Source organism: Pseudomonas sp. P1_F7 (genome assembly GCF_056405655.1).
This window is the reverse complement of sequence record NZ_JBFUBR010000006.1, coordinates 208,817-232,299: the sequence shown is the minus strand read 5'-3', so window position 1 is coordinate 232,299 and position 23,483 is coordinate 208,817. Positions and strand designations below refer to the sequence as shown.

Here is a 23,483-nt window from a genome sequence, read left to right as displayed (position 1 = left end):
ACTTACGGCACCCTGGTACTCAACGCCAACGGCACTTACACCTACACCCTGAACACCAGCGATGCCGACTTCAAGGCGTTGCACGGCGGTGGCAGCAGCACCGAATCCTTCACCTACACCATCACCGATTCGGACGGCGACAGCCGCACTGCCAACCTGGTGCTGAACGTCTACAACAACGACGATACGGTGACCCTCAACGGCCTCGACGTGTATGGCGGTGAGCTGACGGTTTACGAAACAAATCTGAGCGACGGCAGCAGCCCCAACACGTCGGCCCTGACGCAGAGCGGCACGTTCACCGTCACCGCCCTTGACGGTGTGACGACCCTGACCGTCGGCGACATTGCCGTAGTCACCGGAGGCGTGGCCGCCGGCTTCCCGCAATCGATCACCACGCCGCTGGGCAGCACCCTGACCATCACCGGGTTCAACGTAGCGACCGGGGTGATCAGCTACAGCTACACCCTCAACGATAACGAAGTACATCCAACCGGCAACAACGCCAACACCCTGCCTGAGCAGTTCGCCGTGACCGTGGTTGACGACAACGGCACCACCGCGACCGGTTCACTGGACGTCAACATCGTCGACGACCTGCCAAAAGGCATGGACGACAGCAACGCTTCAACGGCCTCGGAAACCCTGCTGACCCTCAACGGCAACGTGYTGAGCAACGACGTGCAAGGCGCCGACCRSGTGACGGTGGGCGAAAACACCGGACCGATCACCCCAGGCACTTTCACCGGGACTTACGGCACCCTGGTACTCAACGCCAACGGCACTTACACCTACACSCTGAACCCCAGCGATGYCGACTTCAAAGCCCTGCACGGCGGTGGCGACGGCAGCGAAACCTTCACCTACACCATCACCGATTCGGACGGCGACAGCCGCACTGCCAACCTGGTGCTGAACGTCTACAACAACGACAATACGGTGACCCTCAACGACCTCGACGTGTATGGCGGCGAGCTGACGGTTTACGAAAAAAACCTGAGCGACGGCAGCAGCCCCGACACGTCGGCCCTGACCCAGAACGGCACGTTCACCGTGACCGCGCTCGATGGCCTGCAGACCCTGACCGTCGGCGGCATCACGGTCGTCAGCGGTGGTGTGGTCGCTGGCTTCCCGCAAACCGCCGTCACGCCACTGGGCAGCACCCTGACCATCACCGGGTACGTCGCCGCCACCGGGGTGATCAGCTACAGCTACACGCTGAACGATAACGAAGCCCATCCAACGGCCAACGGCACCAACAGCCTCACCGAGAACTTCAACGTCGTGGCCACCGATACGGACGGCGACAGCGAGACCGGGCAGATCAACGTCAACATCGTCGATGACCTGCCGAGCGCCAAACCTGACTCGTCGTCGGTGACGGAGGGCGGCACCGTCAACATCAGTGTGCTGGGCAACGACATCAGCGGCGCCGATGGTCCGGCGACGGTGGTCGGCGTGCGCGCCGGTAGCAATACCTCAACGTCGGCCATCGGCGGGCTGGGCAACCAGATCAACGGTACCTATGGCTACCTGACCCTCGATGCCAACGGCAACGCGGTGTATCACAGCAACCAGAACTCGGTCGGCGATGCGGGGGCCACTGATACGTTCACCTATACCGTGCGCGATTCCGATGGCGATGAAAGCACCACCACCATCACCATCGACGTGGCCAACAGCATCATCAAGGCCAACCCCGATAGCGACGTGACGGTCTACGAAAAAGCCCTCGACCTGAGCATGGACGGCCAGGACCTGGTCGCCGGTACAGTCACCGGCAGCGACCCGGGCAACACTGGCGAAACCGCGTCCGGGACCCTGGTCGGTTCGGTCTCGGGTGGCAGCGGCGCGCTCACCTACACCCTGGTCGGCAGCGCCACCGGCACCTACGGGCAGATCCTGCTCAACCCAGACGGCAGCTACACCTACACCCTCACCTCGGCTCCGAAAACCTCTCCGAATGCCAACGACGGGCCGAACAGTCTGAGTGAAAGCTTTACCTATAAAGCCACCGATGCGCTGGGCAACAGCAGCACCAGTACCATCGTGGTCAACATTGTCGATGACGTGCCCAAGGTGGTGGCAACGGATCGCTCGGTGGCGGCGGTGGAGATCGATTCCAACCTGCTGATCGTACTCGACGTTTCCGGCAGCATGGACGACCCTTCCGGCGTGTCGGGCCTGTCGCGCCTGGATCTGGCCAAGCAGGCCATCAGTGCCTTGCTGGATAAATACGACGACCTCGGCGATGTGAAAGTCCAGCTCGTCACCTTCAGCAGCAGCGCCACCGACATGACCTCGGTGTGGGTCGATGTCGCGACCGCCAAGACACTGCTGGCCGGCCTCATCGCGAACGGCGGCACCAACTACGACGCGGCCGTGGTGACCATGCAGACCGCGTTCAACACCTCGGGCAAACTCACCGGGGCGCAAAACGTCGGCTACTTCTTCTCCGACGGCAAGCCCACCACCGGCCAGGAAATCGGCACCGCCGACGAGACCGCGCTGAAAGCCTTCCTCGATGCCAACGACATCAAGAACTACGCGATCGGCCTGGGCAGCGGCGTCAGCAACGCCAACCTCAATCCACTGGCCTATGACGGCAGCAGCCACACCGACACCGATGCAGTGGTGGTGACCGACCTCAACCAGCTCAACTCGGTGCTGTCCGGCACCGTGATCGGCGCACCGGTCACCGGTTCGCTGTTGGGCGAGGGCGGCACATTCGGCGCCGATGGCGGCTTCATCAAAACCATCACGGTGGACGGCACCACGTACACCTACGATCCGAGCGGCAACAGCAATCAGGGCTCGCTGAACTTCAGCGGCGGGCTCAACCACGGCACGTTCAACACCGCAGACAACACGTTGAGCATTGCCACCAACAACAGCGGTACCTTGCAGATCAATCTCGACAGCGGTGAATACGCCTACATTTCGCAGAAAACCACATCGGTGTTGATCACCGAAAACATCGCATTCACCGCCAGCGACAACGACGGCGACCTGGCCAGCGCCACCCTGACGGTCAAGGTCATACCGAACGCACCGCCAGTGGCCGTCGATGATAACGTCATCACCAACGTGCTCTCGGGCACCGTCGTGGTGCCGGGCGAACTGTTGCTGGCCAACGACACCGACCCCAATGGCGATCAACTCTCGGCGACACCGACCTCCTTCAACACCGGCTGGATAGCCAAGGGCGCGGACTTCACCGGCACCGGCGCGATCAGCTTCACCGGCACCAACAACAACCCTGCCAACCAGAGTCTGGCAGACGTGCGCAATGCCTTTGCGGCCAACACGGCGACCATGACGGCGCTGCTGGTGATCAGTGGCTATCTCGACAAAGCGAACAGCTCCAATGGCAACAATGAAGACCTCATCACGGTCAAGCTGAAACAAGGTGAGACGCTCAACCTCGATCACAACCTGGACCCCGGGCACGTCACGATGGAGTATTCGCTCAACGGTGGGGCGTTCGTCAGCATCGCCGATGGCGGCACCATCACCGCAAGCGCGGATGGCACTTACCAGATCCACATGACCAACATCACCGACCCCGGTAACGGCAATACGAATGCGGCGGAAGACTATCAGCTGACCATGACCGTCAACTACGCCGGGGCACACGACATCACCGCGGACTACCACGGCACCTACACCGCCAACGACAACCATGGCGGCAGCGACTCGGCCAACCTGACCATCAGCTATCAGGATGGCCACACCCTCACCGGCACCAGCGGGGATGACGTACTGGTAGCGGGCACGGGCAACAACATCATCAATGCCGGTGACGGCAACGATGTGCTCACTGCCGGCTCCGGCAACAACGAGATGCACGGCGGCGCCGGCAATGATTTGCTCTTCAGCGGCCCAGGCAATGACATCCTCGATGGCGGCACGGGCATCGACACGGCCAGTTACGCGCACGCCACGGCGGGCGTTACGGTCAATCTTGGCCTGCTCGGTGGGCAAAACACCCTGGGCGCGGGCACGGACACCCTGACCGGCATCGAAAATCTCACCGGGTCGAACTTCAACGACACCCTGACCGGTGACAACAACAGCAACGTGATCAACGGCGGCCTGGGCAACGACATCCTCAACGGTGGGGGCGGCGATGACTGGCTGATCGGCGGTCTGGGCAACAACACCCTGACCGGCGGGGCTGGGGCCGACACCTTCCAGTGGCTCAAGGGCAACAGTGGTCATGATTTGATCACCGACTTCACGCCTGGCACCGACAAGCTCGACCTGTCGCAACTGCTGCAAGGGGAAAAYGGCACCACGGCTTCGCTGGATGACTACCTGCATTTCACCGTCACCGGCAGCGGGCCGTCGACGGTGACCAGCATCGACGTCAGCGCCATGGCCGGCGCCGCGCCGAACCAGACCATCGACCTGGCAGGCGTCAACCTTGCCAGCCATTACGGTGTAACGCCGGGGGCGGGTGGGGTGATCGCGGGCGGGCATGACACGGCGACCATCATCAACGGCATGCTCAATGATCATTCGTTGAAGGTGGATACTGTGTGACCTGAAAGCCCACTAAAAAAACCGCCATCCCTGTGAAGGGGGGGCGGGTTTTTTGTTGCCGGGGTCAAAGGCCGATGTCCGATCAGCGGTTACAGAACCTCGATGTACCCATCATCACATCGGCTCTGGCGCCCCGATCAACCGCCCCATGGCCCCGAATACACCTAACTCCCTGATCACCTCCAGTTCCCCATGTGTCTCGACCATCTCGGCAATCAGCGGTAAGTCGATGCTATTGGTCGCGCGAAAGATCGCGTCGATGAACAGCCGTTTGTCAGGCTGCTCGTCGATGTTGCGAATGTAGGCACCATCGATTTTCAGGTACGCCAAGCCCAATTGGGTCAGGTTGCCGATCTGGCTGAAGCGCCCGCCAAAGTGTTGCAGGCCGATTCGACAACCGGTCTTGAGCAATGTACTGCTCAGGTTCTGCAGTACTTCGGGAGACGGTAGTTGGCGCTCGTCGATTTCCAGGGTCAGCAGCGGCGCCAGTTCCGGAAGGGAGTCGAGCAGGTCGAGGATTGTTCGCCATTGCACCGGGTCGCGGGGGGTGCTCCCGGACAGGCTCAGTGCCAGGGGCCTGCGGTTGAGCACCAGATCGTCCAGCGTGGCTTCGAGCATCGCCAGGTCGAACCGTGCCGACCAGCCAAGGCGCTCGATCCACGGCAGGAAATGCCCGGCGGCAATCGCCTCGCCCTGCGGGTCGAGCAGGCGTGCGAGCACTTTGTGATGCAGCATCTGGCGGGTATCGGCGCATTGCACAACGGGCTGAAAGTACAGCTGCATTTTGCCTTGAGTCAGGGCGTCGTCGATCCAGGTGCGCCAATCGTGTTGGGAGTGATTCGGCGCCGTGTCGCGGTGACTCAAGTGCACCCAGGGGCGCACGGGATGCTGTCGCGATTCAGTCAGCGCCTGATCTAGGCGCAAGAGTACGTTGCTGATCGGCTCACCGGGGCGGTAGGCGACAACGCCCAGATGGGCGACCGGCATGCAATCGCTGGCGCCGGTCAGGCGCAGGTTCTCCAGGCTGACGCTGACATCGGCGGCAAGACGCGCGGCACTTTGAGTGTCCAGACCCGGCGTCAACAGACTGAATTCGCCACCACGATTGCGTGCCGCCAGCCAGGTACGACGCTCCGGCAACTGAGTCAGGCGCTTGAGCAATTCGCCGACGGCAGTGATCAGCGCGTCAGTCCGTTGGCCGCCCAGTCGTTGGTTGAGCCCGTTCAGGTCGTTGATCCGCAACATCAGCAAATGACCATCGCGACTCTGTTCGCACACGCGTAAATGGTCGGCCAGTTGCTCGTCGAGCAGGCGCCGGTTGGCCAGGCCGGTGAGGCTGTCCAAGTAGGATTCGGCCCGCAGTTTTTCGCTGCGTGCAGCTTCTTCGGCGAACAGCGCCTTGAGCTTCTCGACCATCTGGTTCATCGCCAGCACCACCCGTTTCAGTTCCGGCGTGCGCGGCAGTTTCGGCAGGCTGAGAAACTCGCGTTTGCTGATGGCTTCAGCCTGTCGGACCATGCTGTCGAGTGGACGGAATTGCCGACGCAGCATCCATCCTCCAATCACCGCACTGAACAGCCCGCACAACAGCAACCAGATCAGGCTCCCGAGGGTGCTGTCCCAAAGCTTGGCCAGGGCGAATTGCGGATTGCTCAGCACTTCGACCCTTGCCAGTTGTTCCCAGCCGCGCATGATCAAGGCGTCGCCACCTTCCGGGCGCAGGTCCACCAGGTTGACGAACCAGTCAGGCACACCGTCGATTTTCGTCGGTGCGCCGCGTTCCACCAGGGTTTGCTGATCCTTGAGCCTGATGACGCGGATGCTGCTGAAATAGCCGCTGTCGAAAATCGCGCTGACCATCAGCTCCATCATGGCCGGGTCATCCACCTGTGCCGTCAGCGACAGCCCTAGCGCGGTGGCTGCGTCCTGGGCGTGGGCGCGCAGTTGACTGAGCGTTTGCTCGCGGGAGCTTTCCAGGCTGGCAAAAAAACTGCCGCTGAACGCCACCAACAGGAACAGGCAGATGGCCAGGAACAGCTGTTTACGCAGTGTCATACATCGCTCCTTGCCATGGTGGTTAGCCGTCGCCGATGTCGAACCCTTCGGCCTGCATTTTTTTCAACACGTCCTGCCAGCGCGACAGCTTTTTCGAGTCGCTGCTGCGCTGGCCGCCGTTCTTGCCCGGCAGGTACAGGCCTTCGGCGTTGAAGGCGTACACCGGTAGCAGGTCTTTGCGTTGGGACGCGGGGCGGATATCGCCGATCAGGTTGTCCAGTACCAGCGGGTCGGTCGAGGGGGTGCTGTAGAACGTCAGCACCATATGCGCCTGGTTCTGGCTCAGGGCCTTGACGTAGGTGATGCGCAGTTTTTCGCTGGGAATGCCGAGTCGGCGCAGGCTGAAGTATTTCGCCAGAGCGTAGTCCTCGCAATCGGCGGCGCCCTTGATCAAGGCTTCGACGGGCGTGGCCCAGTAATCGGTCTGCTGCCAGATGCGCGTGTCGTCCTGGAAGTTCAGCTGCTGATTGAAGAAGCGGTTCACCGCGTTGAGCTGCTCGCGTTCGGGCGCGCCGCGTGCGCTTTGCAGCATTTGACTCCACGCCTCGATCCGACCTCGCGCCGGTCCAAGCGGGCCGTAGCGTTTTTCGGCGGTTTGCAGAATCTGCGCAAAATCCCAGTCGGCCCGGACCCCGTTGAATACGGTCAGTAGCAAACCAGCCAGCAGCAACCAGCCGCCGAGCCGAAGTCGGAGCGCTGGCCATCCTGGACTACGCAGACTGCGGGCCATGTCTGGCTGCTCGAGTGTAGATGGGTGAAGTCTAGGTGGAGTTTTTGCCGGGGTAGGGCAGGTCGTCGGCCTGCAAAGTAAAAGATCGCAGCCGCGACCACTTGAATTTCAAGTCTTGCGTAGGGTTTTTTGTCTGAGGATGTAGATTGTCACCAGCATCGCACTGGTCAGCATGAAGCCCCGTGCCCAGGGTAGCGGCACCAGGTAGCAGGAGAACAGGATGCTCGCCCACATCAGGCCGATGGCGTAGACCTTGCCCTTGAGCGGAATACCGTTGCCATCGAGGTAATCGCGAATCCACGGGCCGAGCCGTGGATGTTCCACCAGCCATTGATAAAAGCGCGGCGAACTTCGGGCGAAGCAGGCGGCCGCCAGTAGCAGGAAAGGGGTGGTGGGCAATACCGGCAGGAAAATTCCGATCACCCCCAGCGCCACGCTCAGCCAGCCGATGGCCAGCAGCCCGTAGCGCAACATCAGGGGGCGGTTGCCTATGGGGTGGTCCATAGGCCGGATCTTAGTGGTGACGGGGCTTGAGAATCGCCGGTTTTTCGTCTGGCGCGTTGCACAGCAGGTACAGCGCGGTCAGGGCTTCCGGGATCTGCACGATCATGTCGTCCATCAGGTTGGCGTCGGCGGCAATGTCGGAGAACTCCGGTTGCTCGTCGAACAGGCCCGAACCGACCATGATCGGCAGCAGCATTTCGCTGACTTCGTCTTCGGCGGTTTCGAACCAGGCTTCTTCGCGCAGGAACACGCCCTCCATGAAACCGATGCACCAGCCGCGCAGTTCGGAATCGTCCGGGTCGTCGCCCAGGTCGAGGTCGCACGGCAGCTCGAACTCTTCGTCGGAGGCCAGTTGGCGGGCGATGTGGGCCTTGAGGCCGATCAGCGTGGCTTCGATCTCTTCACGCTGGGCTTCGCCACTGTAATGCGGCTCTTCGGCGAAGAGGGCGTCGATCCACTCACGGTCAGGAACGGTTTCGGAACAGATCGACAGCGCAGTGAGGTAGCCGTGGGCGGCCACGTAGTCCAGCGCCTCGTCATGCAGTTCATCAGCGTCGAGGAAGACTTGCAGGCGGGTTAGTTGCTCAGCGAAGGACATTAAAGGACTACCTTGGGGAATGTTCGATGCGGGAATTCTAGGCCTTCTTGAGCACTTGGGCCAGCCGCACGGCATATTTGCGCATCGATGTGTCTTATCGGCGGCACCCTTTGCCGGACGGGGCTCGGGTATACTCGCGCGTTTTGTGATGCCCTGCTGGCGTCACGGCTGAAATGTGAAGCGTCATGCAATGCGCACTTACGATTTGTCAGTGCAGCGTTGCGGGTTCTGAACCAGCCTTGCAGGGATGTTTCGGTGATTTTTGGAGTTTCTATGCTCGAACAGGCTCAACGCGTCCTCAAGGACATCTTCGGCTACGACAGTTTCCGTGGCCGCCAGGGTGCAATCATTGAGCGCGTGGCCAGCGGCGGCGATGCCCTGGTCCTGATGCCTACCGGTGGCGGCAAATCCCTGTGCTTCCAGGTCCCGGCACTGTTGCGCGAAGGCCTGGCGGTGGTGGTCTCGCCGCTGATCGCACTGATGGACGATCAGGTCGCTACCCTTGAAGAGCTGGGCGTGGCGGCCGCCGCATTGAACTCTACCCTCAGCGCCGAGCAGCAGCGCGACCTCGCTGCCCGCATCCGCCGCGGTGAAGTGAAAATGCTCTATCTGGCGCCGGAACGTCTGGTCCAGCCGCGCATGCTGTCATTTCTGCAGGGGCTGAACATCGCCCTGTTCGCCATCGACGAAGCACACTGCGTGTCGCAATGGGGGCATGACTTCCGCCCGGAATACCTGCAACTGGGCCAGTTGGCGGAAATGTTCCCCGACGTGCCGCGCATCGCCCTGACTGCCACGGCCGACAAGCGCACCCGGGAAGAAATCGTCACCCGTTTGCACCTGCAAGACGCCGAGCGCTTCCTGTCGAGCTTCGACCGGCCGAATATCTTTTATCGCATCGTGCCCAAGGAGCAGCCGCGCAAGCAGTTGCTGGCGTTCCTTGCCGAGCGCCGTAGCGATGCCGGCATCGTGTATTGCCTGTCGCGCAAGAAAGTCGAGGAAGTCGCCGCGTTTCTCAGCGAGCAAGGCTTCCCGGCGCTGCCGTACCACGCCGGCCTGCCCAACGATTTGCGCGCCTACCATCAGAAACGCTTCCTCAATGAGGAAGGCCTGATCATGGTCGCCACGGTGGCGTTCGGCATGGGCATCGACAAGCCCAACGTGCGTTTTGTCGCGCACCTCGATCTACCGAAATCCCTTGAAGCCTACTATCAGGAAACCGGTCGTGGCGGCCGTGACGGCCTGCCGGCGGATGCCTGGATGGCCTATGGCCTGCAAGACGTGGTGATGCTCAAGCAGATGCTGCAGAACTCCGAAGGCGACGAGCGTCACAAGCGCCTGGAGCAACACAAGCTTGACGCCATGCTCTCGCTCTGTGAAGAAACCCGCTGCCGCCGGCAAACGCTGCTGGCCTACTTCGACGAAGACATGCCCGAGCCTTGCGGTCATTGCGACAACTGCGTCGACGGCGTGCAGACCTGGGATGCCACCGAGCCTGCGCGTCAGGCGCTTTCGGCGATCTACCGCACCGGTCAGCGCTACGGCGTCGGACACCTGGTGGATGTGTTGCTGGGCAAGGACAACGAAAAGGTTCGCAGCTTCGGCCATCAGCACCTGTCGGTGTTCGGGGTCGGCAAGGCGAGGGCCGAAGGCGAGTGGCGCTCCCTGTTCCGCCAACTGGTGGCTCGTGGTCTGGCCGATGTTGACCATGAGGGCTATGGCGGTCTGCGTCTGAGTGACACGTGCCGGCCGCTGCTCAAGGGTGAAGTGACCCTGGAGCTGCGCCGCGATCTCAAGGCGCAAACCGTGGCGAAAAGCAGCAAGAGCCAGGCGAGCCAACTGGTCCGCGGCGAGGAGCGCGAACAGTGGGAAGCCTTGCGCGCCTTGCGGCGCAAGCTCGCCGAAGAACATGGCGTACCGCCGTACGTCATCTTTCCCGACTCGACCTTGCTGGAAATGCTGCGCAGCCAACCGACTTCGCTGGCGGAAATGGCCCGGGTCAGCGGCGTCGGTGCGCGCAAGCTGGAGCGGTATGGCGAGGCCTTCCTCGAGGTGCTCGGCGGCCAGGTCGAGGCGCCGAAAGTGGTGGCCGACGTACGTCACGAACTGATCACTCTGGCGCGGGCCGGGATGACGCCGGTACAGATCGCCGGTCAGTTGCAGTGCTCGGAAAAGAACGTCTACACCATGCTGGCCGAAGCGATCGGCAAGCAGCAGTTGTCGTTGGAGCAGGCGCTGGATCTGCCTGAGGATCTGATGGGGGAAGTCCAGGATGCCTTCCTCGACGGCGAAGGTGAGTTGCCGCCGGTTTCCGAGATCGCTGCGCTGTTCGCGGGCCGGGTACCGGAAGGGGTCTTGTACTGCGTTCGGGCTGCCTTGCAGTCGGAGTTCGAGATTTGAGACATCCGTAGTGCTGATTTAACGATTCACTACAGATCAAGCCTTGCCTCAAGACGAGGCTCATGCTTAGCTGACTAATAATTAGTTTTTATTTATTTCAGTCTAATCTTGAGTGTTTTATGCCGTTAACCGATCAACACCGCTTTGGCATGCAATTGGCCCAGATGTCCCGCGGCTGGCGTGCCGAACTGGACCGCCGGCTGGCGGGCATGGGCTTGTCCCAGGCGCGCTGGCTGGTGCTGTTGCACCTGGCGCGTTTCGATGAAGCTCCGACCCAGCGTGAGCTGGCACAAAGCGTCGGCGTCGAAGGCCCGACCCTGGCCCGTTTGCTCGACAGCCTGGAAAGCCAGGGCCTGGTGCAACGCCAAGCGGTGCTGGAAGACCGTCGGGCGAAGAAAATCGTGCTTTGCGCGCCGGCGCGTCCCCTGATCGAACAAATTGAAACCATTGCCACGCAGCTGCGTCACGAACTGTTCGAAGGCGTCGATGAGGCGGACTTGAAGGTGTGCATGCGGGTTCACGGGCATATCCTGGGCAACCTTGAAAAATCTTGAGGCATAACCGAACGCCAGGTTTTTGAGATAGCGCATTGGGCAAACTATAAGAACTACTCGGCAATATCGTGTTCGTAACGGATGTACGAACGCGTACGGGTAGTTTCTGTAGATCTCAAGGATGCTCATGCTCAAGTGTTGGCGATTGGTTTTACGCGGTTGTTTCCAGTGGTTGCTGGCCGGGGCCGCTGTCACTTATTCGACTTGGGCGCCAGCGCTGGGCCTGGGTGACATCACCCTGCATTCGGCGCTGAATCAGCCGCTGCGTGCCGATATCGCCCTGGTGGATGCGGCTGGCCTGGAGGAGAGTGAGCTGTCGGTCAGCCTGGCAGCGGCAGACGAATTCAGCCGTGCCGGGGTCGACCGGGTATTTTTCCTCAACAACCTGAAGTTCACCCCGGTCCTGCGCGGTAATCGCAGCGTGATCCAGGTGACGTCCAGCAAACCGGTCAGTGAACCCTTCCTGAATTTCCTCGTGCAGCTCAATCAGCCCAACGGTCGGTTACTGCGCGAATACACAGTACTGATCGATCCGCCGGGTACGCCAGGTGTTGTTCCCGCCGATGAGCCGGTATCCAGTTCCCCGGCGTCCGCATTCCCCAGTGTTCGACCGGTCGTGCCGTCACCCGTGGCAAAGACAAAGCCAGAATCTGACGTCCCCGTGGTTGATCCTGCTGTCGAACAACTGGCCGCCAGCGCCCTGCAAAACCACAGGTTGCAAACCACTGTCGATGAGCTCAACGCGAAGCTTCAAGGCCAGGATGAGCTGATCGCCGGCCAGAAAAAACAGCTGGCCGAGCTGCAAACCCAACTGGCGGAGCTAAAGAAGGTAAAGGCGCAACCCATAGTTTCTGACGCAGTGACGCCAGCCCCCGTCATTGCTGAAAACCCCGGGACTGGCTGGCTGCCGATTGCCGGCGTGTCGGCGCTGATGGCGTTGCTGGTGCTGGGCTGGTTTGTTCGCCACCGACGCCAGCAGCATCAGGCCACAGCTTCAGAGATGCTGTCGTCGCAGCATGAACCGTTGGTGGAGCTTTTTACCGAGCCTGTGACGTGGCCCTCCGTCAGGCAACCAGTCGCGGTGCCAGCCAACGATGAGCTTGAGCGGGTCGATAGCCATCGCTCCATCGCGGGCGCAGCTGCCGTGGCGATGGTTCCGGGTTTGGCGATATCCGGCGAGTCCGCCGCTGACGATGAGTACCGGCTCAACCTGGAGGAGCTGTCCATGGCGTCGAGTTGGGACGTGATCAGCCCAAACGAGAACAAGCAGTCGGCTGCTCTGGCCATGATCGAGCCTGCGTTCGAGTTAGAGGCGCAACCCGCTCCGCCGTCTCGGCAACCACCGGTGGGGCTATCATAGCGGCGTCGTCAAACTCTGGAGTTACGTCCCATCATGACCGTCAGCAAACCGGAAATCGTCATCACCTATTGCACGCAATGCCAATGGCTGTTGCGTGCGGCCTGGCTGGCCCAGGAACTGCTCAGCACCTTTGGTGATGACCTGGGCAAAGTCTCCCTGGTGCCGGGCACCGGCGGGGTCTTTCATATTTACTGTGACGCCGTGCAGATCTGGGAGCGCAAGGCGGACGGTGGCTTCCCTGAGGCCAAAGTGCTCAAGCAGCGGATCCGCGACCAGATCGACCCGGACCGCGACCTGGGGCACAACGACCGCACTCAGTGAGACGCGGCCTCGGCTGCAACGGCTTTCTTGCTTGTGCCACTTGAGAGCCGGCTGGACACCACAATCGCCACAATGATCAGCGCGCCCCCCAGCAACATGCGCACGGTCGGGTTTTCGTTGAACAGCAGCCAGGCGACGGTGATGCCGTAGACCGGCTCCAGGGCGAACACCACGGCGGCAGTGCGTGCCTTGATCACCGCGAGGCTGGCGACGAACAGGCTGTGGGCGACACCGGTACAGAGCACACCAAGCAGGCCGATCCACAGCCAGTCGATGGCGCGCACTTCGCTCAATTGAGGCGCCGCCACCGGCAGCAGGCACAGGGCAACCACCACGTTCTGGCATAGCGCCGCTTGTACCGGCGGGACGCGCCCGGAGCTGGCACGGTTGGTCAGTGACAGCAGGGCGAACAACAACCCGGAACCCACGGCCCACAGCAGACCGGTGGTGGCGCCGCTGGCCAAGTCAAAATCAGGCGTGACCAGCACCAGGCCGACACTCACCAGCAGCACCAGCACGATTTCATTGGCGCGAATGCGCTCGCGGAAGATCAGCCCTTCGAGGATCACGGTAAAGGCCGGGAAACTGGCGAAACCGAGTGTCGCAATCGCCACGCCAGCGACTTTCACCGCAATGAAGAAGCTCACCCAGTGCCCGGCCAGCAACAAGCCGCTGAGCAGCAGCCGACGCCAGTCCACGGCCTCGAGTTTCTGCCAGCGTGTCTGGCTGGCGAACCGTGCAAAAAATGCCAGCGCGAGTACGGCAAAGGCGGCGCGGCCGAATACGATGATCGCCGGTGACGCGGCAGCCAGTTTGCCGAACACACCGGTCAGGCCGAACATCAATGCGCCGATATGCAAGGCGCCAAGGGCGGTACGGGGAGTCATTGCAATCCTTAACGACAAACGAACAGAGGCATCATTGAAGCGCGTAATCGCCCATCAAGTCTGTCGGCAGACTATCGTCCTTTGTCGCCAGCCTCGCGCCGCAGTTTCCCGGGCGATGCCCCGAACTCGCGCAACACCGCTGCCGCAAAGGCACTCTGGGAGCTGTAGCCGACGCGGCTGGCAATCTCACCGATGGGCAGCGCCGAGTTGCGCAGCAAGCCCACCGCGATGTGCAGGCGTCGGCTGCGGATGTAGTCCATCGGCGTCTGCCCGCATTCGGCGATGAATCGAGCATGCAAACGGGCACTGGAGAGGCCGGCCACATGGGCCAGGTCTGCCACCTGCAGCGGGTACGCCGCGTACTGATCGATGTGTGCATTCAGCGCGGCATAGGGCAGGCGCCGACCGCCGACGGCGTCGGGCCTGGCGTTGTTGAGACTGGCCAGCAACAGCACCGCGCCTTGTTGTGCGATCAGCGGATCATCGACCGGACTGTTCGCCAGCCAACTGACCAATTGGCTTTGCCCGGCGTCCAGTGACAGACGGCCGGCGTTGTCGAGCAAACGTCGGCTGGACTCGGCGTGATCGCCCAACGACTGGGAGACCCATTGTTCGCTGGGCACATCCAGCACCAGGCAGCGGCTGCCATTGGGGCTGCCACACGCATGATGAGCGCCCGACGGTATCACCACGAAGCTCTGCTGCACCACCTGGCTGCCACGGCCGTCGACCTCGAAATCCAGCGCGCCCGAGAGCCCGAACACCAGTTGCGCGTGGTCGTGGCTGTGGACGATCAGGTCGTGGCTGTATTGGCGAAGCGTGAGGATCGGTCTCATCGCGGGTCTCCCGGTTCAGGGCGTCAGTCTACACCGAGCGGGCCTGCCAGCGCTGTCACAGGACTGACTTGACGCTGTCATGGACCATTAACCGGGCCGGGGCAGACTTGGCAAAACTTGCCTGAGGGTTGCCCATGACCAGCGCCGAGCTCGCCAAACCCACCCGTAAGCAACGCGTACGGACTTTATGGATTTCCGACGTGCATTTGGGCACCCGGGATTGCCAGGCTGAACACCTGTCGCAGTTTCTCAAGAGCTACCACTCGGACAGAATCTACCTGGTCGGCGACATCATCGATGGCTGGAAACTGCGCGGTGGCATGTACTGGCCGCAAGCGCACACCAACGTGATCCGCCGTCTGTTGACCATGAGCAAGCGTGGCACCGAGGTGATCTACGTCACCGGCAACCACGACGAATTCCTGCGCCGCTATTCGAAGCTGATTCTGGGCAATATCCAGTTGGTGGACGAAGCCGTGCACGTCACCGCCGACGGCCGGCATCTGCTGGTGATTCACGGCGACCAGTTCGATGTGATCACCCGTTACCATCGCTGGCTGGCGTTTCTCGGTGACTCGGCCTACGAATTCACCCTGACCCTCAACCGCTGGCTCAATCATTGGCGCGCGCGATATGGCTACGGCTACTGGTCGCTGTCGGCCTACCTCAAGCACAAGGTGAAAACCGCGGTCAGCTTCATCAGCGACTTCGAAGAAGCCATCGCCCATGAATGCGTCAAACGCGAGTTGCACGGCGTGGTGTGCGGGCATATTCACCATGCCGAGATTCGCAAGGTCGGCGAGGTGGACTACCTCAATTGCGGCGACTGGGTGGAATCGTGCACGGCGCTGATCGAGCATTGGGATGGTTCGATCGAGTTGTACCGGTTGGCGGATGCCCAGGCGCGTGAGGCGCAGTTGAAGGCGGCCAGGGTGGCGGAGTTGGCCCAATAATTACTATGCCCGTGCGGACCTCATCGCGAGCAGGCTCGCTCCTACAGTAGACTTGTAGTGAACACAGAATCTGTGGACGCCGCAAAACCTGTAGGAGCGAGCCTGCTCGCGATGGACCGCGAAGCGGTCCCGCTGGATCTGTCAGGCTGGCGATTGCTCTTCCATCGCCGCCTTGTAAATCGAGTTCCTGGGGTGCGCAAACAACCGCTCCATCATCGGCTCGAAAAAGCTCAGCGGCAGCGTGTGATACGCCGGGTCAAACGCCGCCGCATCGTATTTGGCGCAGAATTCGACGGTCGTCTGGTACTGCGGATGGTCCTGGAATTGTTCACGCAGATGCCGATCCATGCCCAGGTGATGGAAGAAGTAGTAGCCCTGGAAAATCCCGTGCTTTTCCACCATCCACAAGTTTTCGGCGCTGACGAACGGCTTGAGGATCGCCGCCGCGATGTCCGGGTGGTTGTAGGAGCCCAGGGTGTCGCCGATATCGTGGAGCAGGGCGCAGACCACGTACTCTTCGTCGCGGCCATCGCGCCAGGCGCGGGTGGCGGTTTGCAGGGAGTGGGTCAGGCGATCCACCGGGAACCCGCCAAAATCCCCCTCCAGCAACTTCAGGTGCGCCACAATCCGTGCAGGCAATTGTCGCGCGTAGGCACTGAAGTCCGCGGCGATGATCGCCCAGTCTTCCTGCGTACCGTCCTTCATGTGGGTGAAACGGGCATTGGCATTCATAGGCAACTCTCTTGTGACGGATGTCAGCTAGAACGGAACGCGCCCCAGAACCATGTCCCGGTACATGACAAAATCGCCGAGCAGGCTATAGAAAGGGTGTTGGAACGTTGCCGGGCGGTTCTTCTCGAAGAAGAAATGCCCGACCCAGGCAAAGCTGTAACCTGCCAGTGGCAGGGCCCACAACAGCATCCATGCTCCGCGACCAATGGTCAGCGTCAGAATCAAGATAACCAGCGTTGTGCCGATAAAGTGTAAACGGCGGCAGGTACTGTTGCTGTGCTCACTGAGGTAGTAAGGATAGAACTCAGCGAAGCTGTTGAACCGTTTGACGTTTTCCACGACAGCGATCTCTGTGGTTATTGTTCTTGCTGCAAGTTGTTCTGCGGGTAGCTTAATTGAGTCTAGAGTGATCAATGGCATCAGCCACTGACAATAGGCGCCACTTTAGTATCCTTCGGTCAATAGCCGTAGCATGCGGCCACCATGTAAGAAAACGTTATGAGCGAACGAACGACTTCTGCAAGCTGGGCGATGGGGATTGTCAAAGCGCTGGAGATGGACGGCCTGGATTGCCGGGCTCTGTTCAAGCAACTGGGGCTCGACTACGCGGCACTGGATGATCCGGACGCACGCTTCCCGCAAGATTCCATGACACGGCTGTGGCAGCGCGCGGTCGAGCTGTCCGGCAACCCGGCCATCGGCCTGAACATGGGCAAAGTGGTGCGACCGGCGCAGTTTCATGTGACGGGTTACGCCTTGATGTCCAGTCAGACCCTGGCCGAAGGCTTTCAGCGTCTGGTGCGCTATCAGCGGATCATCGCCGAAAGTGCCGACCTGAGTTTCAAGCTGCTGGAAGAAGGCTACGCGTTGATTCTGACGGTACATGGCGACCATCTGCCGCCGACCCGGCAAAGCGCCGAAGCTTCACTTGCCTGTGCCTTGGCGCTGTGCGGGTGGTTGACCGGGCGTACGTTGCAGCCACGCAAAGTGTTGTTGCAAGGCGCCGAGCCGGTCAACCTTGAACCCTATAAACAAGCCTTCCATGCACCGCTGCTGTTCAACGCGCCTTACGATGCGCTGATTTTCGAGCGTTCGGACATGGAAGCGCCACTGCCGACGGCCAACGAGGCGATGGCGTTGCTGCATGACCGCTTTGCCGGCGAGTACCTGGCGCGCTTTTCCGAAAGCCGGGTGACCCACCAGGCGCGGCAGGTGTTGTGTCGCCTGTTGCCCCAGGGCGAGCCCAAGCGCGACACCGTGGCGCAGACGCTGCATTTGTCCCAGCGCACCTTGCAACGGCGTTTGCAAGAAGAGGGCACGAGTTTTCAAGTGCTGCTGGACGATACCCGGCGTGAACTGGCCGAGCAGTACCTGGCGCAACCAACCATGACCTTGCTTGAGATCGCCTACTTGCTGGGTTTTGCCGATCCGAGCAACTTCTTCCGTGCTTTCCGCCGCTGGTTCGACGCCACACCCGGCGAGTACCGGATGCAGCTGATGCAATCATCTGAAGCGGTCAATGACGCCAAAATGCCGGAATACACAGCACAAACACCGTAATGATCTCCAGTCGGCCCAGCAGCATGCCGAACGACAGAATCCACTTGGCGGCATCCGGCAGGGTGGCGAAATTGCCCGCCGGGCCGATGGTTTCGCCGAGCCCCGGGCCGACACCGGACACGGTACTGGCCGCGCCGGTGAGGGCGGTCATCCAGTCCACGCCGAGCAGCGACAGCAGCAGCGCAATCACGCAGATGGTGATCGCAAAGAAGAACGAAAAGGTCAGGATCGAGCGCACGATTTCTTCGTCGAGGCGGTGACCGTTGTACTTCTGCTTGATCACCGCGCGCGGGTGAATCAGTTGATTAAGGTTGGCCTTGAGCAGGATGTAAGCCACCTGGAAGCGGAAAATCTTGATGCCGCCCGCGGTCGAGCCGGAGCAACCGCCGACAAACCCCAGATAGAAGAACAGCATCAGCGAGAAATTGCCCCACAAGCTGTAGTCCCCCAGTGCGAAACCGGTCGTCGTCACCACCGACGTCACGTTCAGTGCCACATGTCGCAGTGCCTCCAGCCAATGCAGCTGGGTAGTCCACCAATACCAGGTGCCGAGCACCAGCCAGGTTACCAGCAGCATGCCGAGCAGGCCTTGAACCTGTTCATCCTTGATCAGCGCCCGACGGTTACCACGCAACGTGGCGACATACAGGGTGAACGGCAGGGCACCGAGAATCATGATGACGATCGCGACCCAATGCACCGCTGGCTCCGGCCACTTGGCCAAAGACTGGTCGGAGGTGGAGAAGCCGCCGGTGGAAATCGCCGACATCGCGTGGTTGACTGCATCGAACGGGCTCATTCCGGCCCACCAGAACGCCAGGCTGCCGACAATGGTAATGCCGACGTAGGCCGCCACGATCAGCCGCGCCACCATGTGCGAGCGGGGCATGACTTTTTCCGAGCGGTCCGACGACTCGGTCTGGAACAGCCGCATGCCACCGATGCGCAGCAGCGGCAGAATCGCCACCGCCATGCCGATGAAACCGATGCCACCGAGCCAGTGCAGCAGGGAACGCCACATCAGGATGCCGGGGGACATGGTGTCCAGGCCGCTGAGTACGGTTGCGCCAGTGGCGGTGATGCCGGACATGCTTTCGAAGAAAGAGTCGGTGTAGCTGATGTGCTGGGTCAGCAGGAACGGCAGCGCGGCGAAGATGCACACCACCAGCCAACTGCTGACGGTCAGCAGGTACATGTCCCGGGGGCGCAGGTGAATGTGTTCGGGGCGCCCCGGAATCACCAGTGCCAGACCGGCGACAAAGGTGATCATGCTGGCCCAGAGGAACGACGGCAGATCGCTGGTGCGGTCGAAAATGACCAGCGTGGCCATGGGCACGACCATGGAGATAGCCAGCGTGATCAGGAAGATGCCGATGATGAAACCAATGATCCGTAAGGTCGGCAACGCCATGAGGTCCGCTCGGCTGATAGTGGAAAGGGCGCCATTCTACCCGCGAGGCAGGGCATGTAAACCGGCACTGCTGCGGCAGTTACCGCTAGAATAGCCGCACAAATTTTTCAGGAGGTGGCCGATGCAGGCTCTCGACGCTTTGCTCAACCGTGTTTCCGTTCCACGACTGATTGACCCTGCACCCACTGCGGAGCAGCGCGAGGTGCTGTTTGGCGCCGCCATGCGCGCCCCGGATCACGGTCACTTGCAGCCTTGGCGTTTCCTGACGGTGGAAGGCGCGGCGCGCGAGCAAATGGGCGAGTTGCTGGCCGAAGCGGCGAAGCTTTCGGACAGCGAAGTCAGCGAAGCGGCCATTGACAAGGCGCGCAATGGTCCACTGCGGGCACCGCTGGTGGTTGTAGTGATTGCTCGCGTGCAGGATCACGTCAAATATCCGAAGTCCGAGCAGTTGCTGGCGGCGGGCTGTGCGGCCCACGGGATTTTGCTGGCAGCGTATGCGCAGGGCATTGGTGCGGTGTGGCGTACCGGTGACCTGGCTTACTCACCGCATGTGGCCAAGGGTTTGGGCTTGACGGAAGGGGAAGAGGTGATTGCCTTTCTGTATCTGGGCACACCGCAGAAAGAACCGCGGGTGGCGGAGAAAGTCGATCTCGCCGAATTCGTCAGCGCCTGGCCGGGTAAAGCCTGACACTTCAAAACCTGTGGGAGCGAGCTTGCTCGCGAAGGCGGACTTTCTGCCCCATTGATGTTGGATGTGCCTACGCCATCGCGAGCAAGCTCGCTCCCACAGTAGATCTGTGTCATTCAGATAATTGGGGGATAACCTCAGGGTTGTACGACAGCCCCCGGCACTAACGGCAATTCCAGGCTGGCGATGAACCCGCCTTCCGGGTGATTGGCCAATACCAGGTTGCCGCCATGTCGCTCCGCTGCTCGCCGGGCAATGGCCAGGCCCAGGCCATGTCCGGCCGCAGTCTGCCCCGGCGCCCGATAGAACGGCTCACCGAGCTGGCTCAGGTATTCGGCACTGACTCCCGGCCCGTGATCGCGCACGCTCACGACGATCCGCTCACCCTGACGCAGCGCCTGCATTTCGATCGGCAGGCCGCCCACCGGATTGAAGCGCTGGGCATTGCGCAGCAAGTTGTCAACGGCCCGTTCGATCATGGTCGGCCAGCCCTTCAGATTCAGTTGCGCCTCGGCTTCGAGGTGGACGAGCTGCTCGGGTGAACCGAGTTGCGCGTCCTTTTGCAGTGTATTGAGCAAGGCGTTCAAATCCACCTCTTCGGCACTGGCGTTATCGGAGTCGACCCGCGCAAGTACCAGGATTTCGCTGATCAGCGCCTCAAGTCGGTCGCACTCACGGGTCAGGCGCGGCCAGAGCTGTTCCCGTTCTTGCGGGGTGGCCCGTTCGGCAAGCGCCAGTGCGATACGCAGGCGGGCGAGGGGCGAGCGCAGTTCGTGGGACACATCCCGCAGCAGTTGCCGCTGACTGCCAATCAGGCTTTGCAGGCGTGCGCCCATGCGGTTGAAGTCGTTGGCCAGCACGCCGAACTCATCGCGGCGGTTGGCCAGTTTCACCAGGCTGTTTTGTTGATAGGTGGTTTGGCCAAGGTCATGCACCGCGCCACGCAGACGACTGAGCGGGCGAGTGATGGAAAAGGTCACCAGCAGGCTGAACAGGGTCAGCACCACCAGGGCGATCCCCAGCGCACTCAGCGGCCAGAGCAGACTCTCGCGGTGCCAGGCGTCCAGTTCCGGGTGCGGAATGCGGTAGATGAACAGGTAGGTGTCACCGGTTTTTTCGCTGGTGAACTCATCGGTCAGACGCCGCCATGGCAGGCGCCGGTCCTCATTGTTCTGTCGCGCCTCAAAGGCCGCGGCACGTTTGGGAAAGGTGCCGCGCACCACCGGATCGCCGCTTTCGTTAAGCACCTGAACGTCGATGTGATATTGGCGTTTGCGTTGCTGGAGAATGTCCTGGGCGGCGTCTTCGCCCTGACTTTCGTAGGTTTGCGTCCACTGTTCGGCCAGCGTGTTGAGGCCCGGGTGACGGCTGAGAATCCAGGCGTCCTGGTTGAGCATGTGCCCGAGCAGGATGGAAAGCCCTGCAACCAGAGCGATGGCCAGCCAGAAGCTGGCCAGGATGCGCCAGAACAATGAACGCACAGGAAATCCTCAAGCAAACGCAACTAATGTGGGAGCGAGCTTGCTCGCGATTGCGTCGGCACATTCAACATCAATGTGTCTGAAAGAACGCCATCGCGAGCAAGCTCGCTCCCACAGTGATTGGTGTGGTGTCAGACACCAACGGTGTTTAGCCGTCGGGTCCCGGGTTAGCGCATTATTGCGCTTTTTGCGGTTGTTGCGCTTTCCAGGCTTTGAACTCGGCCCACTCGGCGCGACGTTCAGCCTGTTTTTTCTGGATCTCGTCGAATTTCTTCTGTTGATCCGGTTTCAGCAAGGCGCGCACGTCCGCTTCAGCTTTCTTGTGGTTAGCGGCCATCTCGTCCTTCATGGCTTTCTGGTCGGCTGGCGAGAGTTTCTCCAGGTACTTCTCGACCAGTTGCTTACGCTCGTGCATCTGCTCGCCCATGATCTTGCGGATCTGCTCGCGCTGTTCGCGGCTCAGGTCCAGTTCACTGTACGGGCCTTTGCCGTGCATGCCGTGCATCTGACCGCCGTGGCGCGAACCGTCCATCGGCCCATCCATGGGGCCGGTGCCTTCAGGCATGGCCATGGCAACGGTCGGCAGGGCAGCAGCGAACATCAGAGCGATAAGAGTCTTGCGCATGGTGTATCTCCTTGTCTCGTTCCCGGTACGTTCCGGATGAGTACAGATTACGCAGATCAAGGTCAGCGGCGGTCAGCGGAGGGTAAAGCTTTGGTAAACATGATTTTCGGCTGACCTGACAAACCCTACGGGGTTCAGAGGCTGTAGTAGTAACCGCGGCTGCGCAGGGCAACGATGCGCGGTCGGCCATCGGGGTGTGGGCCGATCTTCTTGCGCAGGTTGCTGACGTGCATGTCCAGGCTGCGGTCGTACAGGGTCAGCTTGCGGCCGAGGGCGATCTGCGCCAGTTCCTGTTTGTCGAGGGGCTCGCCGGGTTGCTTGAGCAGGGCTTCCAGCAGACGGCTTTCGGAGACGGTGAGGGTGAATTCCTGTTCGTCGATGCTGACCACCCCGCGCACCGGGCTGAAACACAGGTCGCCCAGTTCCATCTGGCTGGATACCGCTGCCGGGTGGCTACGACGCAAGACCGCGCGCAGGCGGGCGGTCAGTTCCCGTGGATCGCAGGGTTTGGCCAGGTAATCGTCGGCCCCGAGTTCCAGGCCGAGGATACGGTCCAGGGGCTCGCCCCGGGCCGAGAGCATCAGCACCGGCAGATCCGGGTGATCGCTGCGCAACTGCTTGAGCAGTTCCAGGCCGCTGCCATCGGGCAACATCACATCCAGCACCACGGCCGCCGGGGCGGTTTCGGCCAGCGCACGGCGTGCGCTCTGGCCGTCGTGACAGGCGCGTACCTGAAACCCTTCCTGGCTCAGCCAACTGCTCAGGAGCTCACACAGCTCCTGGTCATCATCAATAAGTAACAGCTCGCTCATGACTCACTCAATTTAGCCATTGTCGACGTTTTCGACTTGCTCCACTGGCGAAGATACCGCAGAGCAGAGCCAATAGCGCTACCCCGGCGCCAATGACAAACCATTGTTGCTGGTCGGTCAGCAGGCGCGGCAGCGGACTGCTGGCCTGGGCTTCCTTGAGTTGCAGCTTCAAGCGCTGGTTCTCCTGGCGCAACCGGGCCAGCAGCGGGCTTTCGCGTTCGCCATCGGCAGTTTGCAATTGTTTGTTCAGTTCTTCCCGTTGCCGCTCGCTTTCTTTCAAACGCTGCTGCAAATCGGTGATCTGGCTGCCGGCGCTCAAGGACAGAGGCGTCGAATTACCGCCCTCGACACTTTCCTCACCGTGGGCGGGCGCCCCGATCGACAACGTGACCAACATCAGACACAACGGACCCTTGCGCATCACGACTCCT

21 protein-coding genes are annotated in these 23,483 nt (G+C 61.3%); 8 read left to right on the top strand and 13 right to left on the bottom strand.

Annotation, left to right across the window (positions count from 1 at the left end; translation table 11 throughout):
- Positions 1-4,545: beta strand repeat-containing protein (locus AC1D1M_RS12170; RefSeq protein ID WP_477775820.1), on the top strand; the 4,545-nt coding region annotated here is incomplete at its 5' end.
- A gap of 114 nt (positions 4,546-4,659) precedes the next feature.
- Here AC1D1M_RS12170 and lapD read toward each other — a convergent pair.
- From lapD to AC1D1M_RS12150, 4 genes are all read right to left on the bottom strand, one after another.
- On the bottom strand, positions 4,660-6,600 hold the full coding sequence (lapD, locus tag AC1D1M_RS12165; RefSeq protein ID WP_477775819.1) for a cyclic di-GMP receptor LapD: 1,941 nt from the start codon (positions 6,598-6,600) through the stop codon (positions 4,660-4,662).
- A gap of 22 nt (positions 6,601-6,622) precedes the next feature.
- Positions 6,623-7,330 carry a cysteine protease LapG gene (gene lapG / locus AC1D1M_RS12160; RefSeq protein WP_477775818.1) on the bottom strand — a complete coding sequence of 236 codons (708 nt, stop codon included), beginning with the start codon at positions 7,328-7,330 and terminating at the stop codon, positions 6,623-6,625.
- Between the two features lie 108 nt (positions 7,331-7,438).
- Positions 7,439-7,834 (bottom strand): YbaN family protein, encoded by a 396-nt coding sequence (locus tag AC1D1M_RS12155; RefSeq protein ID WP_477775817.1) that lies wholly within the window; start codon positions 7,832-7,834, stop codon positions 7,439-7,441.
- A gap of 10 nt (positions 7,835-7,844) precedes the next feature.
- On the bottom strand, positions 7,845-8,432 hold the full coding sequence (locus AC1D1M_RS12150; protein WP_046816855.1) for a UPF0149 family protein: 588 nt from the start codon (positions 8,430-8,432) through the stop codon (positions 7,845-7,847).
- Positions 8,433-8,705: 273 nt separating this feature from the next.
- On the opposite strand from AC1D1M_RS12150, the gene recQ reads away from it, so the two are divergent.
- The 4 genes from recQ (at position 8,706) to AC1D1M_RS12130 (ending at position 13,067) form a co-directional block, all read left to right on the top strand.
- On the top strand, positions 8,706-10,832 hold the full coding sequence (gene recQ, locus AC1D1M_RS12145; RefSeq protein WP_477775816.1) for a DNA helicase RecQ: 2,127 nt from the start codon (positions 8,706-8,708) through the stop codon (positions 10,830-10,832).
- Positions 10,833-10,951: 119 nt separating this feature from the next.
- On the top strand, positions 10,952-11,386 hold the full coding sequence (locus tag AC1D1M_RS12140) for a MarR family transcriptional regulator (RefSeq protein ID WP_150724407.1): 435 nt from the start codon (positions 10,952-10,954) through the stop codon (positions 11,384-11,386).
- 127 nt (positions 11,387-11,513) lie between these two features.
- The gene (locus AC1D1M_RS12135; protein ID WP_477775815.1) at positions 11,514-12,746 is read left to right on the top strand and encodes a type IV pilus assembly protein FimV; all 1,233 of its coding nucleotides are present in this window, start codon (positions 11,514-11,516) and stop codon (positions 12,744-12,746) included.
- A gap of 33 nt (positions 12,747-12,779) precedes the next feature.
- Positions 12,780-13,067, top strand: a complete 288-nt coding sequence (locus AC1D1M_RS12130; protein ID WP_477775814.1) for an Rdx family protein — start codon at positions 12,780-12,782, stop codon at positions 13,065-13,067.
- Here the strand turns inward: AC1D1M_RS12130 and AC1D1M_RS12125 are convergent.
- Both AC1D1M_RS12125 and AC1D1M_RS12120 read right to left on the bottom strand, forming a co-directional pair.
- Positions 13,061-13,954 (bottom strand): DMT family transporter, encoded by an 894-nt coding sequence (locus AC1D1M_RS12125; protein WP_477775813.1) that lies wholly within the window; start codon positions 13,952-13,954, stop codon positions 13,061-13,063. The two genes, AC1D1M_RS12130 and AC1D1M_RS12125, sit on opposite strands and share 7 nt — an antisense overlap.
- A gap of 71 nt (positions 13,955-14,025) precedes the next feature.
- Positions 14,026-14,790: an AraC family transcriptional regulator gene (locus AC1D1M_RS12120; protein ID WP_477775812.1), complete on the bottom strand. Its 765-nt coding sequence runs from the start codon at positions 14,788-14,790 to the stop codon at positions 14,026-14,028.
- A gap of 134 nt (positions 14,791-14,924) precedes the next feature.
- Between AC1D1M_RS12120 and AC1D1M_RS12115 the strand changes: the two genes are divergently transcribed.
- Positions 14,925-15,743 (top strand): UDP-2,3-diacylglucosamine diphosphatase, encoded by an 819-nt coding sequence (locus AC1D1M_RS12115; protein ID WP_477775811.1) that lies wholly within the window; start codon positions 14,925-14,927, stop codon positions 15,741-15,743.
- A gap of 141 nt (positions 15,744-15,884) precedes the next feature.
- On the opposite strand, the gene AC1D1M_RS12110 is transcribed toward AC1D1M_RS12115, so the two are convergent.
- Complete coding sequence (locus AC1D1M_RS12110; RefSeq protein ID WP_477775810.1) at positions 15,885-16,475, bottom strand: HD domain-containing protein; 591 nt, start codon at positions 16,473-16,475, stop codon at positions 15,885-15,887.
- Positions 16,476-16,502: 27 nt separating this feature from the next.
- Positions 16,503-16,814, bottom strand: a complete 312-nt coding sequence (locus AC1D1M_RS12105; protein WP_008051185.1) for an Mpo1-like protein — start codon at positions 16,812-16,814, stop codon at positions 16,503-16,505.
- Positions 16,815-16,973: 159 nt separating this feature from the next.
- Between AC1D1M_RS12105 and AC1D1M_RS12100 the strand changes: the two genes are divergently transcribed.
- Positions 16,974-18,035 carry an AraC family transcriptional regulator gene (locus AC1D1M_RS12100; protein ID WP_477775809.1) on the top strand — a complete coding sequence of 354 codons (1,062 nt, stop codon included), beginning with the start codon at positions 16,974-16,976 and terminating at the stop codon, positions 18,033-18,035.
- On the opposite strand, the gene AC1D1M_RS12095 is transcribed toward AC1D1M_RS12100, so the two are convergent.
- Positions 17,992-19,446 carry a TrkH family potassium uptake protein gene (locus tag AC1D1M_RS12095; RefSeq protein ID WP_477775808.1) on the bottom strand — a complete coding sequence of 485 codons (1,455 nt, stop codon included), beginning with the start codon at positions 19,444-19,446 and terminating at the stop codon, positions 17,992-17,994. The two genes, AC1D1M_RS12100 and AC1D1M_RS12095, sit on opposite strands and share 44 nt — an antisense overlap.
- A 121-nt stretch (positions 19,447-19,567) precedes the next feature.
- Here AC1D1M_RS12095 and AC1D1M_RS12090 point away from each other — a divergent pair, with 121 nt between their 5' ends.
- Positions 19,568-20,134 carry an NAD(P)H nitroreductase gene (locus AC1D1M_RS12090; RefSeq protein ID WP_477775807.1) on the top strand — a complete coding sequence of 189 codons (567 nt, stop codon included), beginning with the start codon at positions 19,568-19,570 and terminating at the stop codon, positions 20,132-20,134.
- 137 nt (positions 20,135-20,271) lie between these two features.
- On the opposite strand, the gene AC1D1M_RS12085 is transcribed toward AC1D1M_RS12090, so the two are convergent.
- From AC1D1M_RS12085 to AC1D1M_RS12070, 4 genes are all read right to left on the bottom strand, one after another.
- Entirely contained in the window at positions 20,272-21,615 is a 1,344-nt protein-coding gene (locus AC1D1M_RS12085) for a sensor histidine kinase (RefSeq protein WP_477775806.1), read from the bottom strand.
- A gap of 175 nt (positions 21,616-21,790) precedes the next feature.
- Complete coding sequence (locus AC1D1M_RS12080) at positions 21,791-22,240, bottom strand: Spy/CpxP family protein refolding chaperone (protein ID WP_477775805.1); 450 nt, start codon at positions 22,238-22,240, stop codon at positions 21,791-21,793.
- Between the two features lie 134 nt (positions 22,241-22,374).
- Positions 22,375-23,052 (bottom strand): response regulator transcription factor, encoded by a 678-nt coding sequence (locus tag AC1D1M_RS12075; RefSeq protein WP_007984138.1) that lies wholly within the window; start codon positions 23,050-23,052, stop codon positions 22,375-22,377.
- Positions 23,053-23,059: 7 nt separating this feature from the next.
- Positions 23,060-23,473 carry an SH3 domain-containing protein gene (locus tag AC1D1M_RS12070; RefSeq protein ID WP_477775804.1) on the bottom strand — a complete coding sequence of 138 codons (414 nt, stop codon included), beginning with the start codon at positions 23,471-23,473 and terminating at the stop codon, positions 23,060-23,062.
- Positions 23,474-23,483 lie beyond the last annotated feature (10 nt).

What these genes read in the sequence shown, in the direction of transcription:
- lapG (WP_477775818.1), bottom strand. Translation starts at nt 7,330, where the DNA reads ATGGCCCGCAGTCTGCGTAGTCCAGGATGGCCAGCGCTCCGACTTCGG.
- AC1D1M_RS12150 (WP_046816855.1), bottom strand. Translation starts at nt 8,432, where the DNA reads ATGTCCTTCGCTGAGCAACTAACCCGCCTGCAAGTCTTCCTCGACGCT.
- AC1D1M_RS12155 (WP_477775817.1), bottom strand. Translation starts at nt 7,834, where the DNA reads ATGGACCACCCCATAGGCAACCGCCCCCTGATGTTGCGCTACGGGCTG.
- AC1D1M_RS12100 (WP_477775809.1), top strand. Translation starts at nt 16,974, where the DNA reads ATGAGCGAACGAACGACTTCTGCAAGCTGGGCGATGGGGATTGTCAAA.
- AC1D1M_RS12135 (WP_477775815.1), top strand. Translation starts at nt 11,514, where the DNA reads ATGCTCAAGTGTTGGCGATTGGTTTTACGCGGTTGTTTCCAGTGGTTG.
- AC1D1M_RS12130 (WP_477775814.1), top strand. Translation starts at nt 12,780, where the DNA reads ATGACCGTCAGCAAACCGGAAATCGTCATCACCTATTGCACGCAATGC.
- AC1D1M_RS12120 (WP_477775812.1), bottom strand. Translation starts at nt 14,790, where the DNA reads ATGAGACCGATCCTCACGCTTCGCCAATACAGCCACGACCTGATCGTC.
- AC1D1M_RS12110 (WP_477775810.1), bottom strand. Translation starts at nt 16,475, where the DNA reads ATGAATGCCAATGCCCGTTTCACCCACATGAAGGACGGTACGCAGGAA.
- AC1D1M_RS12075 (WP_007984138.1), bottom strand. Translation starts at nt 23,052, where the DNA reads ATGAGCGAGCTGTTACTTATTGATGATGACCAGGAGCTGTGTGAGCTC.
- AC1D1M_RS12090 (WP_477775807.1), top strand. Translation starts at nt 19,568, where the DNA reads ATGCAGGCTCTCGACGCTTTGCTCAACCGTGTTTCCGTTCCACGACTG.
- AC1D1M_RS12140 (WP_150724407.1), top strand. Translation starts at nt 10,952, where the DNA reads ATGCCGTTAACCGATCAACACCGCTTTGGCATGCAATTGGCCCAGATG.
- AC1D1M_RS12125 (WP_477775813.1), bottom strand. Translation starts at nt 13,954, where the DNA reads ATGACTCCCCGTACCGCCCTTGGCGCCTTGCATATCGGCGCATTGATG.
- AC1D1M_RS12115 (WP_477775811.1), top strand. Translation starts at nt 14,925, where the DNA reads ATGACCAGCGCCGAGCTCGCCAAACCCACCCGTAAGCAACGCGTACGG.
- AC1D1M_RS12095 (WP_477775808.1), bottom strand. Translation starts at nt 19,446, where the DNA reads ATGGCGTTGCCGACCTTACGGATCATTGGTTTCATCATCGGCATCTTC.
- recQ (WP_477775816.1), top strand. Translation starts at nt 8,706, where the DNA reads ATGCTCGAACAGGCTCAACGCGTCCTCAAGGACATCTTCGGCTACGAC.
- AC1D1M_RS12080 (WP_477775805.1), bottom strand. Translation starts at nt 22,240, where the DNA reads ATGCGCAAGACTCTTATCGCTCTGATGTTCGCTGCTGCCCTGCCGACC.
- lapD (WP_477775819.1), bottom strand. Translation starts at nt 6,600, where the DNA reads ATGACACTGCGTAAACAGCTGTTCCTGGCCATCTGCCTGTTCCTGTTG.
- AC1D1M_RS12070 (WP_477775804.1), bottom strand. Translation starts at nt 23,473, where the DNA reads ATGCGCAAGGGTCCGTTGTGTCTGATGTTGGTCACGTTGTCGATCGGG.